Origin of the sequence: Pseudoxanthomonas suwonensis (genome assembly GCF_000972865.1) — a bacterium.
Lineage (GTDB): Bacteria > Pseudomonadota > Gammaproteobacteria > Xanthomonadales > Xanthomonadaceae > Pseudoxanthomonas > Pseudoxanthomonas suwonensis_B.
Map to the genome: position 1 here is coordinate 1758228 of NZ_CP011144.1, position 16659 is coordinate 1774886.

13 protein-coding genes are annotated in these 16659 nt (G+C 71.7%); 2 read left to right on the forward strand and 11 right to left on the reverse strand.

All coding sequences use genetic code 11. The features are described from left to right. Positions 1-45: 45 nt before the first annotated feature. The 7 genes from WQ53_RS07420 to WQ53_RS07450 form a co-directional block, all read right to left on the reverse strand. Positions 46-1038, reverse strand: coding sequence for a YheT family hydrolase (locus WQ53_RS07420; RefSeq protein WP_173427234.1), 993 nt, complete (start codon positions 1036-1038; stop codon positions 46-48). Between the two features lie 70 nt (positions 1039-1108). After that, on the reverse strand, positions 1109-1918 hold the full coding sequence (locus WQ53_RS07425) for a lysophospholipid acyltransferase family protein (protein WP_052631554.1): 810 nt from the start codon (positions 1916-1918) through the stop codon (positions 1109-1111). Positions 1919-2163: 245 nt separating this feature from the next. Further along, a complete protein-coding gene (locus tag WQ53_RS07430) occupies positions 2164-2595 on the reverse strand; it encodes a hotdog fold thioesterase (protein WP_052631555.1) in 432 nt (143 codons plus the stop codon). 223 nt (positions 2596-2818) lie between these two features. Beyond that, the gene (locus tag WQ53_RS07435; protein WP_052631556.1) at positions 2819-4765 is read right to left on the reverse strand and encodes a phospholipase D family protein; all 1947 of its coding nucleotides are present in this window, start codon (positions 4763-4765) and stop codon (positions 2819-2821) included. After that, on the reverse strand, positions 4762-5256 hold the full coding sequence (locus WQ53_RS07440; protein WP_236685921.1) for a YceI family protein: 495 nt from the start codon (positions 5254-5256) through the stop codon (positions 4762-4764). Before WQ53_RS07440 ends, WQ53_RS07435 begins: the two co-directional genes overlap by 4 nt. Positions 5257-5356: 100 nt before the next feature. Next, the gene (locus tag WQ53_RS07445; RefSeq protein WP_052631558.1) at positions 5357-5842 is read right to left on the reverse strand and encodes a SixA phosphatase family protein; all 486 of its coding nucleotides are present in this window, start codon (positions 5840-5842) and stop codon (positions 5357-5359) included. A gap of 34 nt (positions 5843-5876) precedes the next feature. After that, a complete protein-coding gene (locus WQ53_RS07450) occupies positions 5877-6509 on the reverse strand; it encodes a ParA family protein (RefSeq protein ID WP_052631559.1) in 633 nt (210 codons plus the stop codon). A 113-nt stretch (positions 6510-6622) separates the two neighbouring features. On the opposite strand from WQ53_RS07450, the gene WQ53_RS07455 reads away from it, so the two are divergent. Continuing rightward, positions 6623-8107 carry an AAA family ATPase gene (locus WQ53_RS07455; RefSeq protein WP_052631560.1) on the forward strand — a complete coding sequence of 495 codons (1485 nt, stop codon included), beginning with the start codon at positions 6623-6625 and terminating at the stop codon, positions 8105-8107. 575 nt (positions 8108-8682) lie between these two features. Here WQ53_RS07455 and WQ53_RS07460 read toward each other — a convergent pair. From WQ53_RS07460 to WQ53_RS07470, 3 genes are all read right to left on the reverse strand, one after another. Beyond that, positions 8683-9600, reverse strand: coding sequence for an AEC family transporter (locus WQ53_RS07460; RefSeq protein WP_052631561.1), 918 nt, complete (start codon positions 9598-9600; stop codon positions 8683-8685). Positions 9601-9607: 7 nt separating this feature from the next. Further along, the gene (locus WQ53_RS07465; protein WP_052631562.1) at positions 9608-10312 is read right to left on the reverse strand and encodes a 2OG-Fe(II) oxygenase; all 705 of its coding nucleotides are present in this window, start codon (positions 10310-10312) and stop codon (positions 9608-9610) included. A 67-nt stretch (positions 10313-10379) separates the two neighbouring features. Beyond that, positions 10380-11012, reverse strand: coding sequence for a tetratricopeptide repeat protein (locus tag WQ53_RS07470; RefSeq protein WP_428992274.1), 633 nt, complete (start codon positions 11010-11012; stop codon positions 10380-10382). A 150-nt stretch (positions 11013-11162) separates the two neighbouring features. On the opposite strand from WQ53_RS07470, the gene WQ53_RS07475 reads away from it, so the two are divergent. Next, positions 11163-14903 (forward strand): indolepyruvate ferredoxin oxidoreductase family protein, encoded by a 3741-nt coding sequence (locus WQ53_RS07475; RefSeq protein WP_052631563.1) that lies wholly within the window; start codon positions 11163-11165, stop codon positions 14901-14903. A gap of 51 nt (positions 14904-14954) precedes the next feature. Here the strand turns inward: WQ53_RS07475 and WQ53_RS07480 are convergent, their stop codons facing one another. Next, positions 14955-16634, reverse strand: a complete 1680-nt coding sequence (locus WQ53_RS07480; protein ID WP_052631564.1) for a serine hydrolase — start codon at positions 16632-16634, stop codon at positions 14955-14957. Positions 16635-16659 lie beyond the last annotated feature (25 nt).

Here is a 16659-nt window from a genome sequence, read left to right on the forward strand (position 1 = left end):
CAGTTTACCGCGCCGCTCCGGGCGCGCTCCCGTCCTGCCGGCGGGTCAGCGCCCGGGCAGGCCCGCGCGCAGCCGTTCAGCCACCCAGCGCTCGGCGAAGCCGTCGCCGGACAGGCTCTCAACGAATGCGCAATGCCCGCCCCAGCGCGCCACTTCCAGTTCCGCCCCGGCCGGCAGCCGCCAGCGCCGGAAGTCCTCGAACGGGATCACCGGGTCGTCCTCGGCCATCAGGATGCTGGCCGGCACCGCCAACCCGGCCAGCCGGTCACCGGCGATGGAATAGCTGTCGAAGTAGTCCTCCACCCGGCCGAACCCGGCGTAGCGCTCGGCCAGCCAGGCGGTCAGGCTGCGCATGTCCAGGGCCAGGGTGGCGTCGTCATAGCCGTGCTGCTCGGGGAACAGCTCGCGCTTGCGCAGCAGCGAACTGCGCCACTTGCGCCGGAAGTACCAGTCATAGAACTGCGGCGCGCGCTCCATGCGGGCCATGGTCGTGGCCGGGTCGACCAGCGGGCAGACCGCGGCGATGCGCCGCAACGGCAGCCCGGCCATGCCGGCGCGCAGCCCCAGGCGCAGGGCGTGGTTGCCGCCCAGCGAGTAGCCGGCCACCACCAGGTCGCGCACGCGCAGGCGCTGGACCATGTCGGCAGTCGCGTGCACCACCTCGTCCAGCCGGTTGGAGTGGAACAGGCCTTCGTTGAGGTGATGGGTGTCGCCGTGGTCGCGGAAGTTCAGCCGGAACACGTCCAGCCCGTCGGCCAGCAGGCGCGCGGCGGTCAGGCGCATGTAGCCCGAATCGGCGCTGCCCTCCCAGCCGTGCAGCAGCAGCGCCATGCCCGCCGGCTCGCGCCCGGGCACATGGCTGTGCCAGCCCTGCAGGCGTGCGCCGTGGCCGCCGTCGAGGATGTATTCGCGGGTGGCCGCGCCGCTGGCGGCCAGCGCGCGCAGGCCACGGCGCCGGCGCAGGCTGCTGGAACCCAGCACCGATTGCAGGTGTGGATTGCGCAGCAGGCGGGGCGGACGGTAGTCGGAGGCGGTCAGCATGGCGGTCGACGGGGGCAGCGGGGCTAATTTTGCACCGCAACATCCGCCGCGCAAGTGCGCCGGCGCGCTAGGGCTGTTCCATCGCCGCGACGATCCGTTCGCGCGCCAGTTCGGCGATGCGGCGGCGGCCGCCGATGTCGCCGGGCGGGATCGGCTCGAGGAAATGCACCTCGGCGGCGCGGGCGCGCTCGCCGAGCAGGCGGAAGAAGTTGGCCACGAAGTTCTCGCGCGGGGCGAAGGCGACCAGCGTCTGCGCCTCGCCACGCTCGCCGTAGCGCAGCGCCACCGGCTGCACCGGCACCTGCGCCTCGACCGCGGCCAGGAAGATCCGCGCGTGGAACGGGCCGACCTCATGGCCGCCGCGGGTGCGTCCCTCCGGGAACACGCCCACCGACTTGCCGCTGCGCAGCCGCTCCACCATCTGCCCGAGCACGCCGTTGAGCGAGTCGGTGCTGCCGCGCTGGTGGAAGATGGTCTGCCCGCGCGCGGCCAGCCAGCCCACCAGCGGCCAGCCGGCGATCTCGCGCTTGGCCACGAAGCCCATCATCCGCTGGCTGTGCAGGGTCTCGATGTCGATCCAGCTGACGTGGTTGGCCACGAACAGGGTCGCCCCCGGCAGCGGCGTGCCGAAGCGGCGCAGGCGGAAGCCGAAGATCCGCAGCAGCCCGGCCGACCAGGCGCGCACCGCGCGGTCGCCCAGGGTCTCCGGGCCCCAGGGAATGCGCGCCAGCGGCGGTGCCAGGCACAGCAGGGTCAGCGGCAGCGGCAGCAGGACGTGCAGCAGCAGCAGCGGGATGCGGTAGAGGTAGCGGAAGGAACGCGCGAGGGCGCCGGATCGCTCGGGATGCCGGGCCGCACGTGGGGGAGTGGGGTCCATGGGCGCGCACGATACCGCGCCGGGACGCGGGATGGATACGGGGTGGAAGACCCCCGCGGCGTGCGCGGCGGACGTGAACGGTCCGGGGTTCAGGCACGGTCTTGCGGGCGACGCGACCGGATGGAGCAGCCGGCGACCGGCGGGCCCGTCGACTCGGTTGCACGGTCGGCTTGCCGGCGACACGGGCATCGGAACACGAGGCCGTCGGCTGTGCCGGCGGCGGCGGTCGCGGGCAAGCCCGGCGCCTACACGGGCGCGGCCACCGGCACCACCGCCAGGGTCAGCCGCGAGACGCACACCGCGCGGCCGCGCGCGTCCTCGATGCGGATGTCCCAGACCTGGGTGGTGCGGCCCACGTGGAGCGCCCGGGCCGTGCCGGTGACCGTGCCTTCACGGACCGCGCGCAGGTGGTTGGCGTTGATCTCCAGACCCACCGCCATGCACTCGCGGGTGTCCAGGCACAGGTTGCCGGCGCTGCTGCCCAGGGTCTCGGCCAGCACCACCGAGGCGCCGCCGTGCAGCAGCCCGTACGGTTGCCGCGTGCGCGGCTCGACCGGCATGGTCGCCTGCAGCCAGTCCTCGCCGGCGGCGGTGAAGACGATCCCCAGGTGCTCGATCAGGGTGCCGCGGCTGAGCTGGTTGAGGGCGTCGAGGGAAACGGGGGCGCGGAAGGCCATGGCGGGCAGGGTGGCGGGAAGGCGCGGCCATTATCGCCGAGGCCGGCGCCATCCCTTGTAGGAGCCGGGCTTGCCCGCGACACCGGCGTCGCAATCACGGGGCGTCACCTGTGCCTTGGGTGCGTGGCCACGCACCCAAGGACAGCAACCCCCGATCGCTTTACTTCCTCACGTGCGGCGGCGCGTTCCTCGACCCGGGCGGGCCGGGCCGCATCGTGGCGCCCTACAGGATCGGCACCAGGCCGGCGCCGAAGGCGGTCAGCATGCGGGTCAGGATCGATTTCGCGCCGAGGCTGACCTCGGGGAAATCACCGACCGCTTCGTAGCAGCGGTGGAAGTCCGGGTCGCGGCGCGGCAGCGGCGCCGGGCAGTCCGGCCCCGGCTGGAACGCATAGTTGGTGGCGTAGCGCCACGGCCACAGGTCCAGCACCGGCGAGGCCTCCAGCACCTTGCCCATGCTGTAGTTCAGCCCGGACAGCACTGGCGGCTTCTGCCGCGGCGCCACCGTCCACGAATTCCCCGGCGCGATGTCGCGCTCGATGCTCTGCGCCAGCGCGTGGGCGAACGCGGGGTCTTCGATCAGCACCACGGCCTCGGTGTTGTAGGTCTCGCTGCGCGGATCGAAGTTGTGGGTGCCGACCACGCCGATGCGACGGTCGATCACCATCGACTTGGCGTGCAGGCCCATGCGCGGCCCCTCCCCGCTCACCGGCACCGGCCGGCTGGCCGGGGCACTGGTGCGCAGCAGCGAGGGCCGCGTCTCGGTACGCAGCTTGTCCTCGACCCGGCCGTCGCCGTCGGCGCCCGAACTGCCGCCCAGGCTGCCACCGGGCAGTTCGCTGCGGGCCACGTTCGGCCGCGTCGGCGGATCGCCCGCCTGCCACGCGCCCAGCGCCGGGTCCACCGGCGGATCGGCCGGGAACGGCATGTACTCGAACAGGTCGAAGCCCAGTTCGCGCACGTGCCGGCGCTTGTACTTGTAGGTGAGCGCATAGACGATCGGGTTGTCGGTGGCGGCCAGGCTGTTGGTGGACACCACCACGCGCGGCGGTTGCGGGCGCGCGCGCAGGCCGCGGAAGATCTCCAGCGCCTGGTCGGACAGCACCAGGTACGGCGTCTGCAGCAGGATCTCGTCCTGCGCGCCGGCCAGCAGCGCGGCCAGCCCGGACAGGCCGGCGCCGTCGGTATCCGGGCCCTCGTGGTGCTTGCGCGGCACGTCGGCCAGGTAGGCGACCGCGCCCACCGGGATGGCGCGCGCCACCAGCCGCTCGCGCACCAGCGCCGCGTCGCGGGCCGCCTGCGACATCGTCTCGATGCGCTCCGGCCGGGTCGGCCGCGCCGGCGGCAGCGCCGGCACGCCCTGCGCCAGTAGCACCCCGGCCACGTCGTCCAGGCGCTCGGCCGGCACGCTGCGCGGGTCGTTCCAGTAGGCGACGAAGTTGTGTTCCATCTCGCGCACCACCGGCCCGGCGACCAGCACGTCGCGGTCGCGGAAGTTGTACTCGCTGTCCCAGTCGTAGTAGTCGTCCTGGTAGTTGCGGCCGCCGGCGATGCCGACCGCGTCGTCGATCACCAGCAGCTTGTTGTGCATGCGCTGGTTGAAGCGGCGGAAGCAGCAGACCACGCTGGCCGCGTAGTCCAGGTAGTTGGGCACGGCTTGGCCGAAGGTCGGGTTGTAGATGCGCAGGTGCAGGTTCTCGTGGGCGCCGGCCAGCGCCGCCAGGATCTGCAGGTCGGCGATCGCCGACAGCTGGTCGATCAGCACGCGCACCTGCACCCCGCGGCGTGCCGCCGCCAGCAGTTCGTCGATCACCAGCCGCGCGCTGTCGTCCTTGTCGAAGATGTAGGTCTGCAGGTCGATCTTGCGGGTGGCGCTGCGGATCAGGTTGATCCGCGCCAGCAAGGCGTCGCCGCCCTCGTCCAGGATCAGCGCGTAGTGCCGGGGCGGTGCGTCCGGCGCGGCCGCCGACTCGGTGAACGCGGCACCGGCCAGCGCGCGCAGTTCCGACGGTTCGGCGCAGCGGTCCGCACGGTCGCACCCGACCGCGTCCTCGCGCGCGGCCACGGCGATGCCGGCGGCATGCTCGCGCTGGGCCGCGGTCAGGGTGCTGCAGGCGGCGGTCGACAGCAGCAGCAGGACCCAGGCCAGGCGGCACACCCTCAAGGTCACGGCGCGGCCTCGCGCAGGCGCACGCGCACTTCCAGGCGCACCTGGTCGGCCAGCGCGAGTTGCCATTCGCGCATGCCGTAGTCGGCGCGGTCGATGCCGCCGCCGACCTGGATGTCGCAGTCCCATCCCGGGCGGGCGCAGGCGGCCGGCGCCACTTCCAGTTCCTGGTCGCGGGTCACTCCGCGCAGGCTCAGGCGTCCCTTCAGCGGCCCGCCTTCGTGCACCAGCGCCGGGGCATAGGGCTCGGAGACGAACTCCATCCACGGGTAGCGCACCGAATCGAAGAAGCTCTGGCCGTGCATCCAGCCGGTGTAGCGAGGCCGGCCCGGGATCGCCGCCTCGCCGGTGGCCACCCGCAGGCGCACCCGGTGGCGGCCGTCGGGCAGATGCTCGACCGCGCCCTCGTAGTGCGGGAACTCGCCGACCAGGCGCTGGCCGAAGCGGGTACGCACCTCGAAGCCCAGCCAGCTGCGGTCGGTGTCGAACGCCACCGACGCGGCCGGCTCCTGGGCTCCGGCCGCCGCCGCCAGCGCGGCGCAAACGAGGACCGCGCACGGCAGCCACGCATATCCCCCGGACTTCCACATCGGCTCAGGGCCACCAGAACGCCGTCAGCCGGCCAAGGCCCGGTTCGATCGTGTCCTGGGCCGGAAGTTCCGGCAGCGCGAGCACCGCCACGCCTCCCGGCGGCATGCCGCGATAGTCGCTGGACTGGCCGGTGTCGAGCAGGGCCACCAGCCGCTCCAGGCCCGGGTTGTGGCCGACCAGCAGCAGGCGCTCGACGTCGCGCTGCTCCTGCAGCAGGCCCATCAGCGTGCCCGGGGTGGCCTCGTAGATCGCCTCCTCCAACCGCTGCTCGGCATAGCCGATCACCGCCAGCACCGCCTCCAGGCTCTCGCGCGTGCGCCGCGACGGCGAACACAGCACCCGGTCCGGCTGCAGTCCCTGCGCCTGCAGCCAGCGGCCGGCGGCTTCGGCTTCGGCCAGCCCGACCGGCGACAGCGGCCGGTCGAGATCGGCCTGTCCCGGCGAGGCTGGTTCTGCATGCGCATGGCGCAGCAGGATCACTTGTCGCATCGCGGACTCCTCCTTAACTTGCCGGTACGCCCGCTCAGGCCTTGGCCAGCCACTTCAGCAGCGGCTCCCAGTCGGCCTGGTGCTCGCGCACCTGCGCGGAGTGGTAGTCGAACAGGCTGCGGCCCAGGCCGACCAGCACCACGTAGGCCTGGGTGTCGCGCAGCTGCGCCACCACCGGGTACGGCCAGGTCTTGAGCATCTCCAGCGCCTGCTGGCTGGTGTTGGTCCAGGGCTTGCTGCGGTTGAGCACCAGGGCCACCGGCAGCTTGTGCTTGCGGACCCGCGGCACCTTGCCCAGGGTGTTGAGGAAGGCGACCGTGGCCTCGATGTCCAGCGCCGAAGGCTGCACCGGCACCACCACCGCGTCGGCATGCTCGATGAAGGCGTCCAGGTCGTCGGCCATGGCACCGGCCGGCGCGTCGATGATCACCCGCTGGGCGTCGTCGGGCAGCCAGGCCCGCCAGGCGCGGCGGCGGCTGGCATCGAGCGGCAGCACCGCGCTGTCCAGCGCCGCGCGGCGCTCGGCCCAGCGGGTCGACGAACCCTGTGGATCGGCGTCGGCCAGCACCGTGCGTTTGCCCTGCAGCGCGGAATGCGCCGCCAGGTGCGTGGCGATGGTGGTCTTGCCCACCCCGCCCTTGGAACCGGCCACGAGGATCGTCTTCATGCGCGGTCTGCCTCCGGATTGGCTACCGGCAGGGTACACCGGGCCCCGCGGAGGCGGTAGGAAGCCCCTGTCGCCGCTTGCTATCGTGCCCCGGCCACCGCCACGGACGCACCATGAGCCAGCTGCAGGACCTGACCGCCCTGATCCGGGCCAATACCCCGCTGATCGTGATCGAGACCCGCGACGAGGAGCGGGTGGTGGAGCTGTTCCGGCAGTCGCTGATGCAGGTGTGGCGCGCGCTGCACCGCTGGACCATCACCGAAGGCCTGCGGCGGATGGACCTGGACCGCGAGGACGCCGCCGAGGGTCCGCCGGACGCCAGCTCGGTGCTGCACGCGATCCGCCAGGCCGACCAGCGCGGCATCTACCTGCTGCTGGATTTCCACCCCTACCTGGGCTACGCCAGCCACCAGCGCCTGCTGCGCGACATCGTCCAGCGCCGCGGCTGCGAGCCGCACGTGCTGGTGCTGGTCGGCGCCAAGGTCGAGCTGCCGGCGGAACTCGACGCGCTGGCGGTGCGCTTTTCCCCGCGCCTGCCCGATGCGGCCGCCCTGCTGAAGCTGGTCCGCGAGGAAGCGGCCGGCTACGCCCGCGAGAACGGCGGCCGCCGGGTGGAGGCCGAAGAGGACGCGGTGCGGCAGATCGTGCGCCACCTGCAGGGCCTGGACCTGCACGACGCGCGCCGGATCGCCCGCCAGCTGATCCACGCCGACGGCGCGCTCACAGCCTCGGACCTGCCGCAGCTGGCGCGGCTGAAGTTCGAGCTGCTCAACCGCAGCGGCCACCTGCACTACGAATACGACACCGCCGGCTTCGACGAGGTGGCCGGCGCACGCCGGCTCAAGCGCTGGGTCGGCCAGCGCCGCGCCGCCTTCGCCGGGTCGCCGCCGCCCGGGCTGGACCCACCTCGCGGGGTGCTGCTGCTGGGCGTGCAGGGCTGTGGCAAGTCGCTGCTGGCCAAGGCCATCGCCGGATCGCTGGGCGTGCCGCTGCTGCGGCTGGACTTCGGCACCCTGTACGCCAAGTACCACGGCGAGACCGAGCAGAACCTGCGCGCCGCGCTGGCCTCGGCCGAGCAGCTGGCGCCGTGCGTGCTGTGGATCGACGAGATCGAGAAGGGCGTTGCGGCCGACGCCGGCGAGGGCGATGGCGGAGTGTCGCGGCGCGTGCTCGGCTACCTGCTGACCTGGATGGCCGAGCGCAAGGCGCCGGTGTTCCTGGTCGCCACTGCCAACCAGGTCCAGCACCTGCCGGCCGAGCTGCTGCGCAAGGGCCGCTTCGACGAGATCTTCTTCGTCGACCTGCCCGATCCGGACACCCGGGTGGAGCTGCTGCGCATCCACCTGGTGGAACGCGGCCTGGAGCCGCAGGCGTTCGCGCTGCCGGCGCTGGCGGCCGCCTCGAACGGGTTTTCCGGGGCCGAGATCGAGCAGGCCATCGTCTCGGGCCTGTACGCGGCGCATGCCCAGCAGCGCGCGCTGGACACCGAACTGCTGATGGCCGAGATCCGCGGCACCCGGCCGCTGTCGGTGCTGATGGCCGAGCAGGTGTCCGCGCTGCGCGCCTGGGCGCTGGAGCGCACGGTGCCGGCGGACTGACTGCGCGGCGCCTGCGGCGGCACGGGAGCGTGGGCATGCCAGGAGGCGTCGCAGGCATGCGGACAAGCGGGCGCGCGGTCGCGCGCGGGCAACGTCGATGATCCGGCGCTTCCCGTGCAGGAGCCTGTTCATGGGCGACCTGGGTGTCGGAAACATGAGGGCGTCGCCTGTGCCAGCGCGTCGTGTCGCCGGCTGAAGCCAGCTCCTACAACAGCCGCGTCGCCCGGCTCTTCTGTAGGAGCCGGGTTCAGCCGGCGACACGGGCGTCGGAAACACGAGGGAGTCGCCTGTGCCGACGTGGCATGTCGCCGGCTGAAGCCAACTCCTACAACAGCTGCGTCGCCCGGCCTTCTGTAGGAGCCGGGTTCAGCCGGCGACACGGGCGTCGGAAACACGAGGAAGTCGCCTGTGCCGACCTGGCATGTCGCCGGCTGAAGCCAGCTCCTACAACAGCTGTGTCGCCCGGCTCTTCTGTAGGAGCCGGGTTCAGCCGGCGACACGGGCGTCGGAAACACGAGGAAGTCGCCTGTGCCGACGTGGCATGTCGCCGGCCGGAGCCCGGCTCCCGCGACAACTCAGCCAGCGATGCGCATCAGTAACCAGGCCCACGCCGGCAGCGTCAGCAGCGACAGCACGATGCCGTATCCGACCAGCGCGGCCGCCAGCCGCGGCGCCAGGCCGTGCGCCATCGCCAGCGCGGCGGCGGAGATCATCGCCGGCATCGCCGACTCGAGCACGTTGGCGCGCAGCATCGCGTCGGGCATGGCGAACAGCAGCGACACCGGCAGCGCCAGCGCCGGCATCACCAGCAGCTTGAGCACCAGCCCGGTCGCCAGTGGCCGCACTTCGTCGCGCGGCAGCTTCAGCCGGATCGACAGGCCCACCGCCAGCATCACCAGCGGCAGCATCGCCTCGGCCAGGCGCCTCAGGCCGGAGGCGATCCACTCCGGCGGCTGTTCCGGCATCAGCGTCAGCCCGGCCAGCAGCGCCCAGACCGGCGGGAAGCGGGCGATGCGCAGCGCGATCGCGCGCGCGCCGGGCGCGGCGTCGCCGCTGTAGCGGGCGACGATGTACAGGCCCACCGTCGACAGCATCAGGAACGTGCCGAACTGGTCGTAGACCACCGCGTACTGCACCGCGTCCTCGCCCAGCAGCGCGCGCACCATCGGGTAGCCGATGAAGCTGGTGTTGCCCAGGCCCACGCACAACAGCAGCACCGCGTACTCGTCGCGGCGGAAGCGCCACAGCCGCGCCGCCAGCGTCACCAGCAGCCAGGTCGCGCCCATCAGCAGCCACGGGGTGAGGGCCACGCCCAGCAACGACCACTCCAGGCGCAGCCGCGGCACGTACAGCAGCACCGCCGCCGGCAGGCACACGTACAGCACCACCAGGTTCAGTGTTTCCGAGGCGTTGGCCGGCAGCAGCGTGGTCCGGCCCAGGGCCATGCCCAGGCCGAGCATGGCCAGGATCAGGGCGAACGCGTCCCAGGCCATGCGTGGATCAGCCGCGGCGCAGCCAGCCGGTGATGCTGTAGCGCGGCGCGCCGGCCCACGGCGCCACCAGGCTGACCACGTGCGGCTGCGGCACGCGGAACAGGCTCAGCGAATTCCACAGCGGCGTGAAGGTGTCGACCACCCGCTGCTCGGCGGGGTCGAGGAAGTGCAGCAGGCCGCCCCAGTCCGGCAGCCAGTCGCGGCTGAGGTTCATCACGTAGGCGAAGGCACGGTCCTCGTCGCCGACGCGATCGTTGTGCGCGCGCAGGAAATGCCCGGTCCGGTAGCGCACGGCGATCGCGCTGACCATGCGGATCGCCTGGTCGCCGGTCAGGTGCCGGGCGAACTGCAGGAACGGCGGGCTGTTGAGGAAATCGACCACCGCGTGCAGCACCAGTTCCGGATCCAGGCCGTCGCGGCGCGCCTCGATCATGCGGTAGCGGTCGAAGTAGAACTCGAACCCCTCGCGCGCGCGGCGGGTGGCCGCTTCCAGCAACGCCGCGTCCTGCGCGCTGCCCGGCACCGCGCTGGCGGACTGGCCGGGGGCGGGTTCGGCGTCGGCGCGCTGCGCGGTCTCCCAGCGCACCTCGTCGCGCAGGCAGTGGTGCAGCCGGGTGGCCGCATCCTCCTGCAGGAAGCCGGGAATCTGCACCCGTCCGTGCGCGCGCAGCCGCGCGCGGAAGGGCTCGATGTCGAGTTCGTTGCTGATCATGGGCCGCGACGTGCCGGCGCCGACGCGGCGCCGCGAAATTTTCGCATGGCCGTGGCGTCGGTGCCGGTTACGGCCAGGACGGCGGATCGGCCTGCCAGGCGGCCAGCACCTCGGCCAGCGCAGCGCGATCCTCATCGCGCCACTCGGGCAGCAGCCGCGAGAAGTTGCCCGCGCTGGTCCACTCCTGCGGCTCGGTGCGCACCGCCGCCGCATACCAGGCCACCGCCTCGGCCTTGTAGCCGAGCTTCCACAGCGCCAGCGCCATGGTCGGCGGCTGCCAGCCGGGAGCGGCGGGCCAGCCGCCCAGCAGCTTCTGCCACTGCTCGAGCGCGCGCCTGTGTTCGCCGGCGATGTACAGGTCCCAGGCGTAGTTCCAGGACACCGTGCGGGTGATCCGCTGGTTGCCGCCGGCGTTCCTCAGCGCGACGCGGTACAGCTCCTCGCCCAGCTCCGCGCGGCCGGAGCGCATGGCCACGCGCGCCAGCTGGGCGCGCGCTTCGACATCCGTCGGCTTGCGCTGCACCGCGGCCGCGAGCCGGTCGACCACGGCGTCGCCCTCGCCCGGAATGGCCACGATCGCGCGCGTGGTCTGCACATCCTGGTCGAAGTAGAACTCCTTCGGCGCCGGCAGCGACTGCGCCTGGGCCAGCCACGAACACATCGCCAGCCCGAGGGCCAGCGGAAAACGCAACTTCTTCACGACGATTCCCCGAAGCAACAGCCTCCCCTCCCGCATCCTAACCGCAGCAGCGCACACTCAGGGAGTGCGGTTCATCACAGAATGGCGCTTGATATCATTCCGCACCGGGCCGGCGAGGCCCGGCACCCGCCAGCGCCCCAAGGCCAGCCCATGACCAGCACCGCCGAACTGACCTCGCCCTCCTCCGCCAACTCGCCCGGGCTGGACACGTTCGACCGCGACTACACGCTGGAGCACAAGTACACCCGCCGCGACGGCCGCATCTACCTCAGCGGGGTGCAGGCGCTGGTGCGACTGCCGCTGATGCAGCAGCTGCGCGACGCGGCCGCCGGACTGGATACCGCCGGCTTCGTCAGCGGCTACCGCGGCAGCCCGCTGGGTGGCTTCGACCTGGAGCTGTGGCGGGCGCGCAAGCACCTGGAGGTGGCCAAGGTCCGTTTCCAGCCGGGCATCAACGAGGACCTCGGCGCGACCATGGTCTGGGGCACGCAGCAGACCAATCTGTTCCCCGGGGCCAAGGTCGATGGCGTCTACGCCATGTGGTACGGCAAGGGCCCGGGCGTGGACCGCTGCGGCGACGTGTTCAAGCACGGTAACGCCGCCGGCACCTCGAAGCATGGCGGCGTGCTGGCGCTGGCCGCCGACGACCACGCCTGCCGCAGCTCGACCCTGCCGCACGGCAGCGAGGACGAGTTCGTCAGCGCGATGATGCCGGTGCTCAACCCGGCCGGGGTGCAGGACATCCTCGACCTGGGCCTGGTCGGCTGGGCGATGAGCCGCTACACCGGGCGCTGGATCGGCTTCAAGACCATCGCCGAGACGGTGGAGTCCTCGGCCTCGGTGCAGGTGGATCCGTTCGCGCGGTCGATCGTGCTGCCGGAGGATTTCGAACTGCCGCCGGGCGGGCTCAGCATCCGCTGGCCCGACCCGCCGCTGGACCAGGAAATGCGCCTGCACCGCTACGCGGTCAAGGCCGCGCAGGCCTTCGCCCGCGCCAACGGCATCGACCGCATCGTGCTGGATGCGCCGAACCCGCGCCTGGGCATCGTCACCACCGGCAAGAGCTACCTGGACGTGCTGCAGGCGCTGGAATACCTGGGCCTGGACGAGACCGCCTGCCGCGACATCGGCATCCGTGTGTACAAGGTCGGCATGACCTGGCCGCTGGAGCCGGAGGGCATCGCCCGCTTCGCCCGCGGCCTGGAGGACATCGTCGTGGTCGAGGAGAAGCGCGCCTTCCTCGAGCGGCAGATGAAGGAGCAGTTCTACAACTGGCCGGCCGACTGGGGCCGGCGGCCGAGCATCGTCGGCAAGTACGACGAGGCCGGCGAGTGGATCCTGCCGTCCACCGGCGAGCTCACCCCGGCGACCATCGCCGGCGTCATCGGCCGGCGCATCCAGCGTTTCTTCAATACGGAGTCGATCGAGCAGCGACTGCGCTGGATGGACGCCAAGGAAGCGGAGATGGCCCTGCCGCGGGCCAACTTCCCGCGCGTGCCGCACTACTGCTCGGGTTGCCCGCACAACACCTCCACGGTGGTGCCGGACGGCTCGCGCGCGCTGGGCGGGATCGGCTGCCACTACATGGTCACCTGGATGGACCGCTCCACCGACACCTTCACCCACATGGGCGGCGAAGGCGTGACCTGGGCCGGGCAGGCACCGTTCACCGACACCCCGCACGTGTTCCAGAACCTGGGCGACGGCACCTACTTCCACAGCGGCTCGCTGGCGATCCGCCAGGCGGTCGCGGCCAAGGTCAACATCACCTACAAGATCCTCTACAACGACGCGGTGGCCATGACCGGCGGCCAGCCGGTGGACGGCCAGCTGAGCGTGCCGGACATCGCCTGGCAGATGCGCGCCGAGGGCATCGACACGATCGTGCTGGTCAGCGACGACATCTCGCGCTGGCACAAGCGCGAGCTGTTCCCGTCCGGCATGGAGTTCTTCGACCGCGCCGAGCTGGACGCGGTGCAGAAGCGCCTGCGCGAAGTGAAGGGCGTCAGCATCCTGATCTACGACCAGACCTGCGCCACCGAAAAGCGGCGCCGGCGCAAGCGCGGCAAGCTCGAGGACCCGCAGAAGCGGGTGATGATCAACACCCTGGTGTGCGAAGGCTGCGGCGACTGCGGCCAGAAGAGCTTCTGCGTGTCGGTGCTGCCCAAGGAAACCGAGTTCGGGCGCAAGCGCGAGATCGACCAGTCCAACTGCAACAAGGACTACTCCTGCGTGAAGGGCTTCTGCCCCAGCTTCGTCACCGTGCACGGTGGCAAGCCGCGCAAGGGCCGCAAGGCCGAGGCGGCGGCGCGGCTGGAGAACCTGCCGGATCCCGTGTTCCGCTCCGCGCTGGAACAGCCCTGGAACATCCTGATCACCGGCGTCGGCGGCACCGGCGTGGTCACCATCGGCGCGCTGCTGGGCATGGCCGGGCACCTGGAGGGCAAGGGCGCCACCGTGCTCGACCAGACCGGCCTGGCGCAGAAGGGCGGCGCGGTCACCACCCACATCCGCATCGCGCGCACGCCCGAGGACATCCACGCCGTGCGCATCGCCGCCGGCGAGGCCGACCTGGTGCTGGGCTGCGACATGGTCGTGGTCAACGACTACTGGGCGCTGTCCAAGGTGCGCGCCGAACGCTCGGAAGTGGTGCTCAACACCTACGAGGCGATGCCGGGCACCTTCACCATGCGCCCGGACCTGCACTTCCCCGCGGCCGACATCGTCGCCGGGGTGAAGCTGGCGCTCGGCGGGCGCGAGCCGCGCCTGCTCGATGCCACCCAGCTGGCCACCGCGCTGCTGGGCGACGCCATCGCCAGCAACCTGTTCATGCTCGGCTACGCCTGGCAGCTGGGGCTGGTGCCGATCTCCTTCACCGCGTTGATGCGCGCGATCGAGCTCAACGGCGCGGCCATCGAGATGAACCAGCAGGCCTTCGCCTGGGGCCGCCTGGCCGCGGTCGATCCGCAGGCGGTGGCCGCCGCCGCCGGGCTGGTCTCCAACCCGGCCACCGCCGACGAACGCGTGCCCGACGGCCTGCGCCAGCTGCCGCCCGGCGACTGGGAAGGCAACGAATGGGGCAGCACCAGCGCGCCGCGGCCGGTCCGCGCCGAGCGCGAACTGCGCGGCCTGCCCGAGCATGGCGGCCTGCCGGACGGCGGCGCCTCGCCGCTGGACACCGCCACCGGCCAGGTCGTCGCGCTGCCGCTGGACGACCTGCGCCTGTCGCGCAGCCTCGACGAACTGGTCGCGCGCCGCGAGAAGTTCCTGGCCGACTACCAGGATGCCGCCTACGCGCGCCGCTACACCGACCTGGTGGCCAGGGTGCGCACCGCCGAGAACCTGAAGGCGCCGGGCTCGACCGCGCTGACCGAGGCGGTGGCCCGCTACGCGTTCAAGCTGATGGCCTACAAGGACGAGTACGAAGTCGCCCGGCTGTACACCAGCGGCGAGTTCCAGCGCCGCCTGCAGCAGCAGTTCGAAGGCGACTACAGCCTGCGCCTCCACCTGGCGCCGCCGCTGCTGGCGAAGAAGGATGAACAGGGCCGGCTGCTCAAGCGCGAGTACGGGCCTTGGGTGTTCACCGCATTCAAGTGGCTGGCCAGGCTGCGCTTCCTGCGCGGCGGCGCGCTGGATCCGTTCGGCCGCACTGCCGAGCGGCGCATGGAGCGGCAGCTGATCGCCGACTACTTCGCCACCGTCGAGCGGCTGCTGGCGAAGCTCGATGCCGGCAACCTCGAACTGGCCGCGCAGATCGCCAGCATCCCCGAGCACATCCGCGGCTACGGCCACGTCAAGGAAGCGCACCTGCACCAGGCCAAGGCGCGCGAGGCGCAGTTGCTGAGGGACTGGGACAACCCGCTGCGGGTGGTCAGCCTCGACGCGGCATGACCCATGGCGGGTGTGGGCCGGCAGCGTCGGCGTGCCCGGCGCCCGCTCCCGTCAGTCCACGACGCGGGCGTACTCCAGCGCTTTCCCACCCTGGTGCAGGGTTACACCGGATGCCGGCGCTTCGCCCGGCGCGAACTCCAGCGCCGCATCGACCACCTTGAGGAAGAACCGGGTCGGCGACTCGGCGAAGATCTCGAATGCCGGTTGCCCGGCCAGCTGCGCGGTCGGCCGGCCATCGGCCAGCGCCACGGTCAGTACCCTGCCCTGGTGCGAATAGCGCCCGACCAGGCGCTGCAGCACCGCTGCCGGCAGCTCGACCTCGGTACGCGCGGCCGGCAGCGGCTCGTCGCTGCGCGACGTGACCTCGCCTTCACCCTCGTCGTCGGGGAAGAAGCGCATCGCCGTCACCTTGCCCACCGCATCGCGCTCGAATGCGATCCGCGACAGTCCCTCCTCGAACAGGAACTGGTCGCCCCCGATCGGAATCAACGCGAAGGCCTCGCTGCCGGTCCGCTGGGACGTCAGGCGGCCATCGACCACGCGCAGCACCCGCGCGGTGTCCTTGTCGATGCGGTACACGCCCTCGTACGACGCCAGCGTGGCCACATCCACGGCCACCGCCTTCTTCTCCGGGTAGGGCCGGCCGATGGCGTAGGCAGCGATGCGGTGGGCGAAGGTGCCGGTGCCGGGCATCGGCGGACGCCTGGCGTCGCCGTTGTAGAGCACGGCCACGGTGAGTTCGGCGTCCGGCACGTAGGCCAGGTAGGACGAGAAGCCGAAGATGCCGCCCCCATGCTGCAGCAGGTGCGCGCCACGGAACGGCTGGTGGACGATGCCGAACCCGTACGGCTCATCCTCCTGGAACGGTTCGATCATCTGCCGGTAGGTCTCCGCCTTCAGCACCCGGCCTCCATGCAGCGCGCGGTTCCACTTCAGCAGGTCGTCCACCGTGGACACCAGCGCGCCGGCCGCATGCGGCTGGGTCATGCTGAGATGGCGCGCATGCGCCCACTGCCCGCCGTTGAGCGTGTAGCCGGTGACATGGCCCGGGATCACCGCCACCGCCTGGTTGCCGTAGCCGGTGCGGGCCAGGCCCAGCGGCTGGAAGAGCGCCTGGTCCAGGTATTGGTGCCAGGGCATGCCGCTGGCCGCCTCGATCACCGCGCCGGCCAGCACGTAGCCGGAATTGTTGTAGCGGAAGCCCTTGCCGGGCTCGAAATCGGGCTTCTCGTCCTTGAAGGTGTCGATCAGCTGCGCGGTGGCCAGGTCTTGCCGGATCGGTCCGTCCATGACGCCGGGCACGCCGGTGTAGCTGCGGATGCCGGACGTGTGGTTGAGCAGCATGCGTACGCTGACCTGGCCGGCACCGGGATATCCCGGCACGTACTTCGCCAGCGGATCGTCCAGCGCGACCTTGCCCTCCTCCACCAGCTTCAGCACGCCGGCGGCGGCGAACTGCTTGGTCACCGAGCCGATCCGGAACACCTGGTCCGGCGCGAGCGGCACGCCCAGTTCCAGGCTGGCCGTGCCGCGCGCATCGCGATAGAGGACGCGGTCGCCACGCGCCACCAGCACCGCCATGCCGGGCGTGGCTGCAGGATCCGGGAACGACTGTTCGAGCAGGGACCGCGCGTAGCGCGCCACTTCCGCATCCGTCGGCGGTGCGGCCAGGGCGGCTGTCGGGAAGAAAGCGGCGATGGCCAGCAACAGACCGATGATCGTATGGCGCATGGTGGGTCCCCGGGAAGCGAGGGGC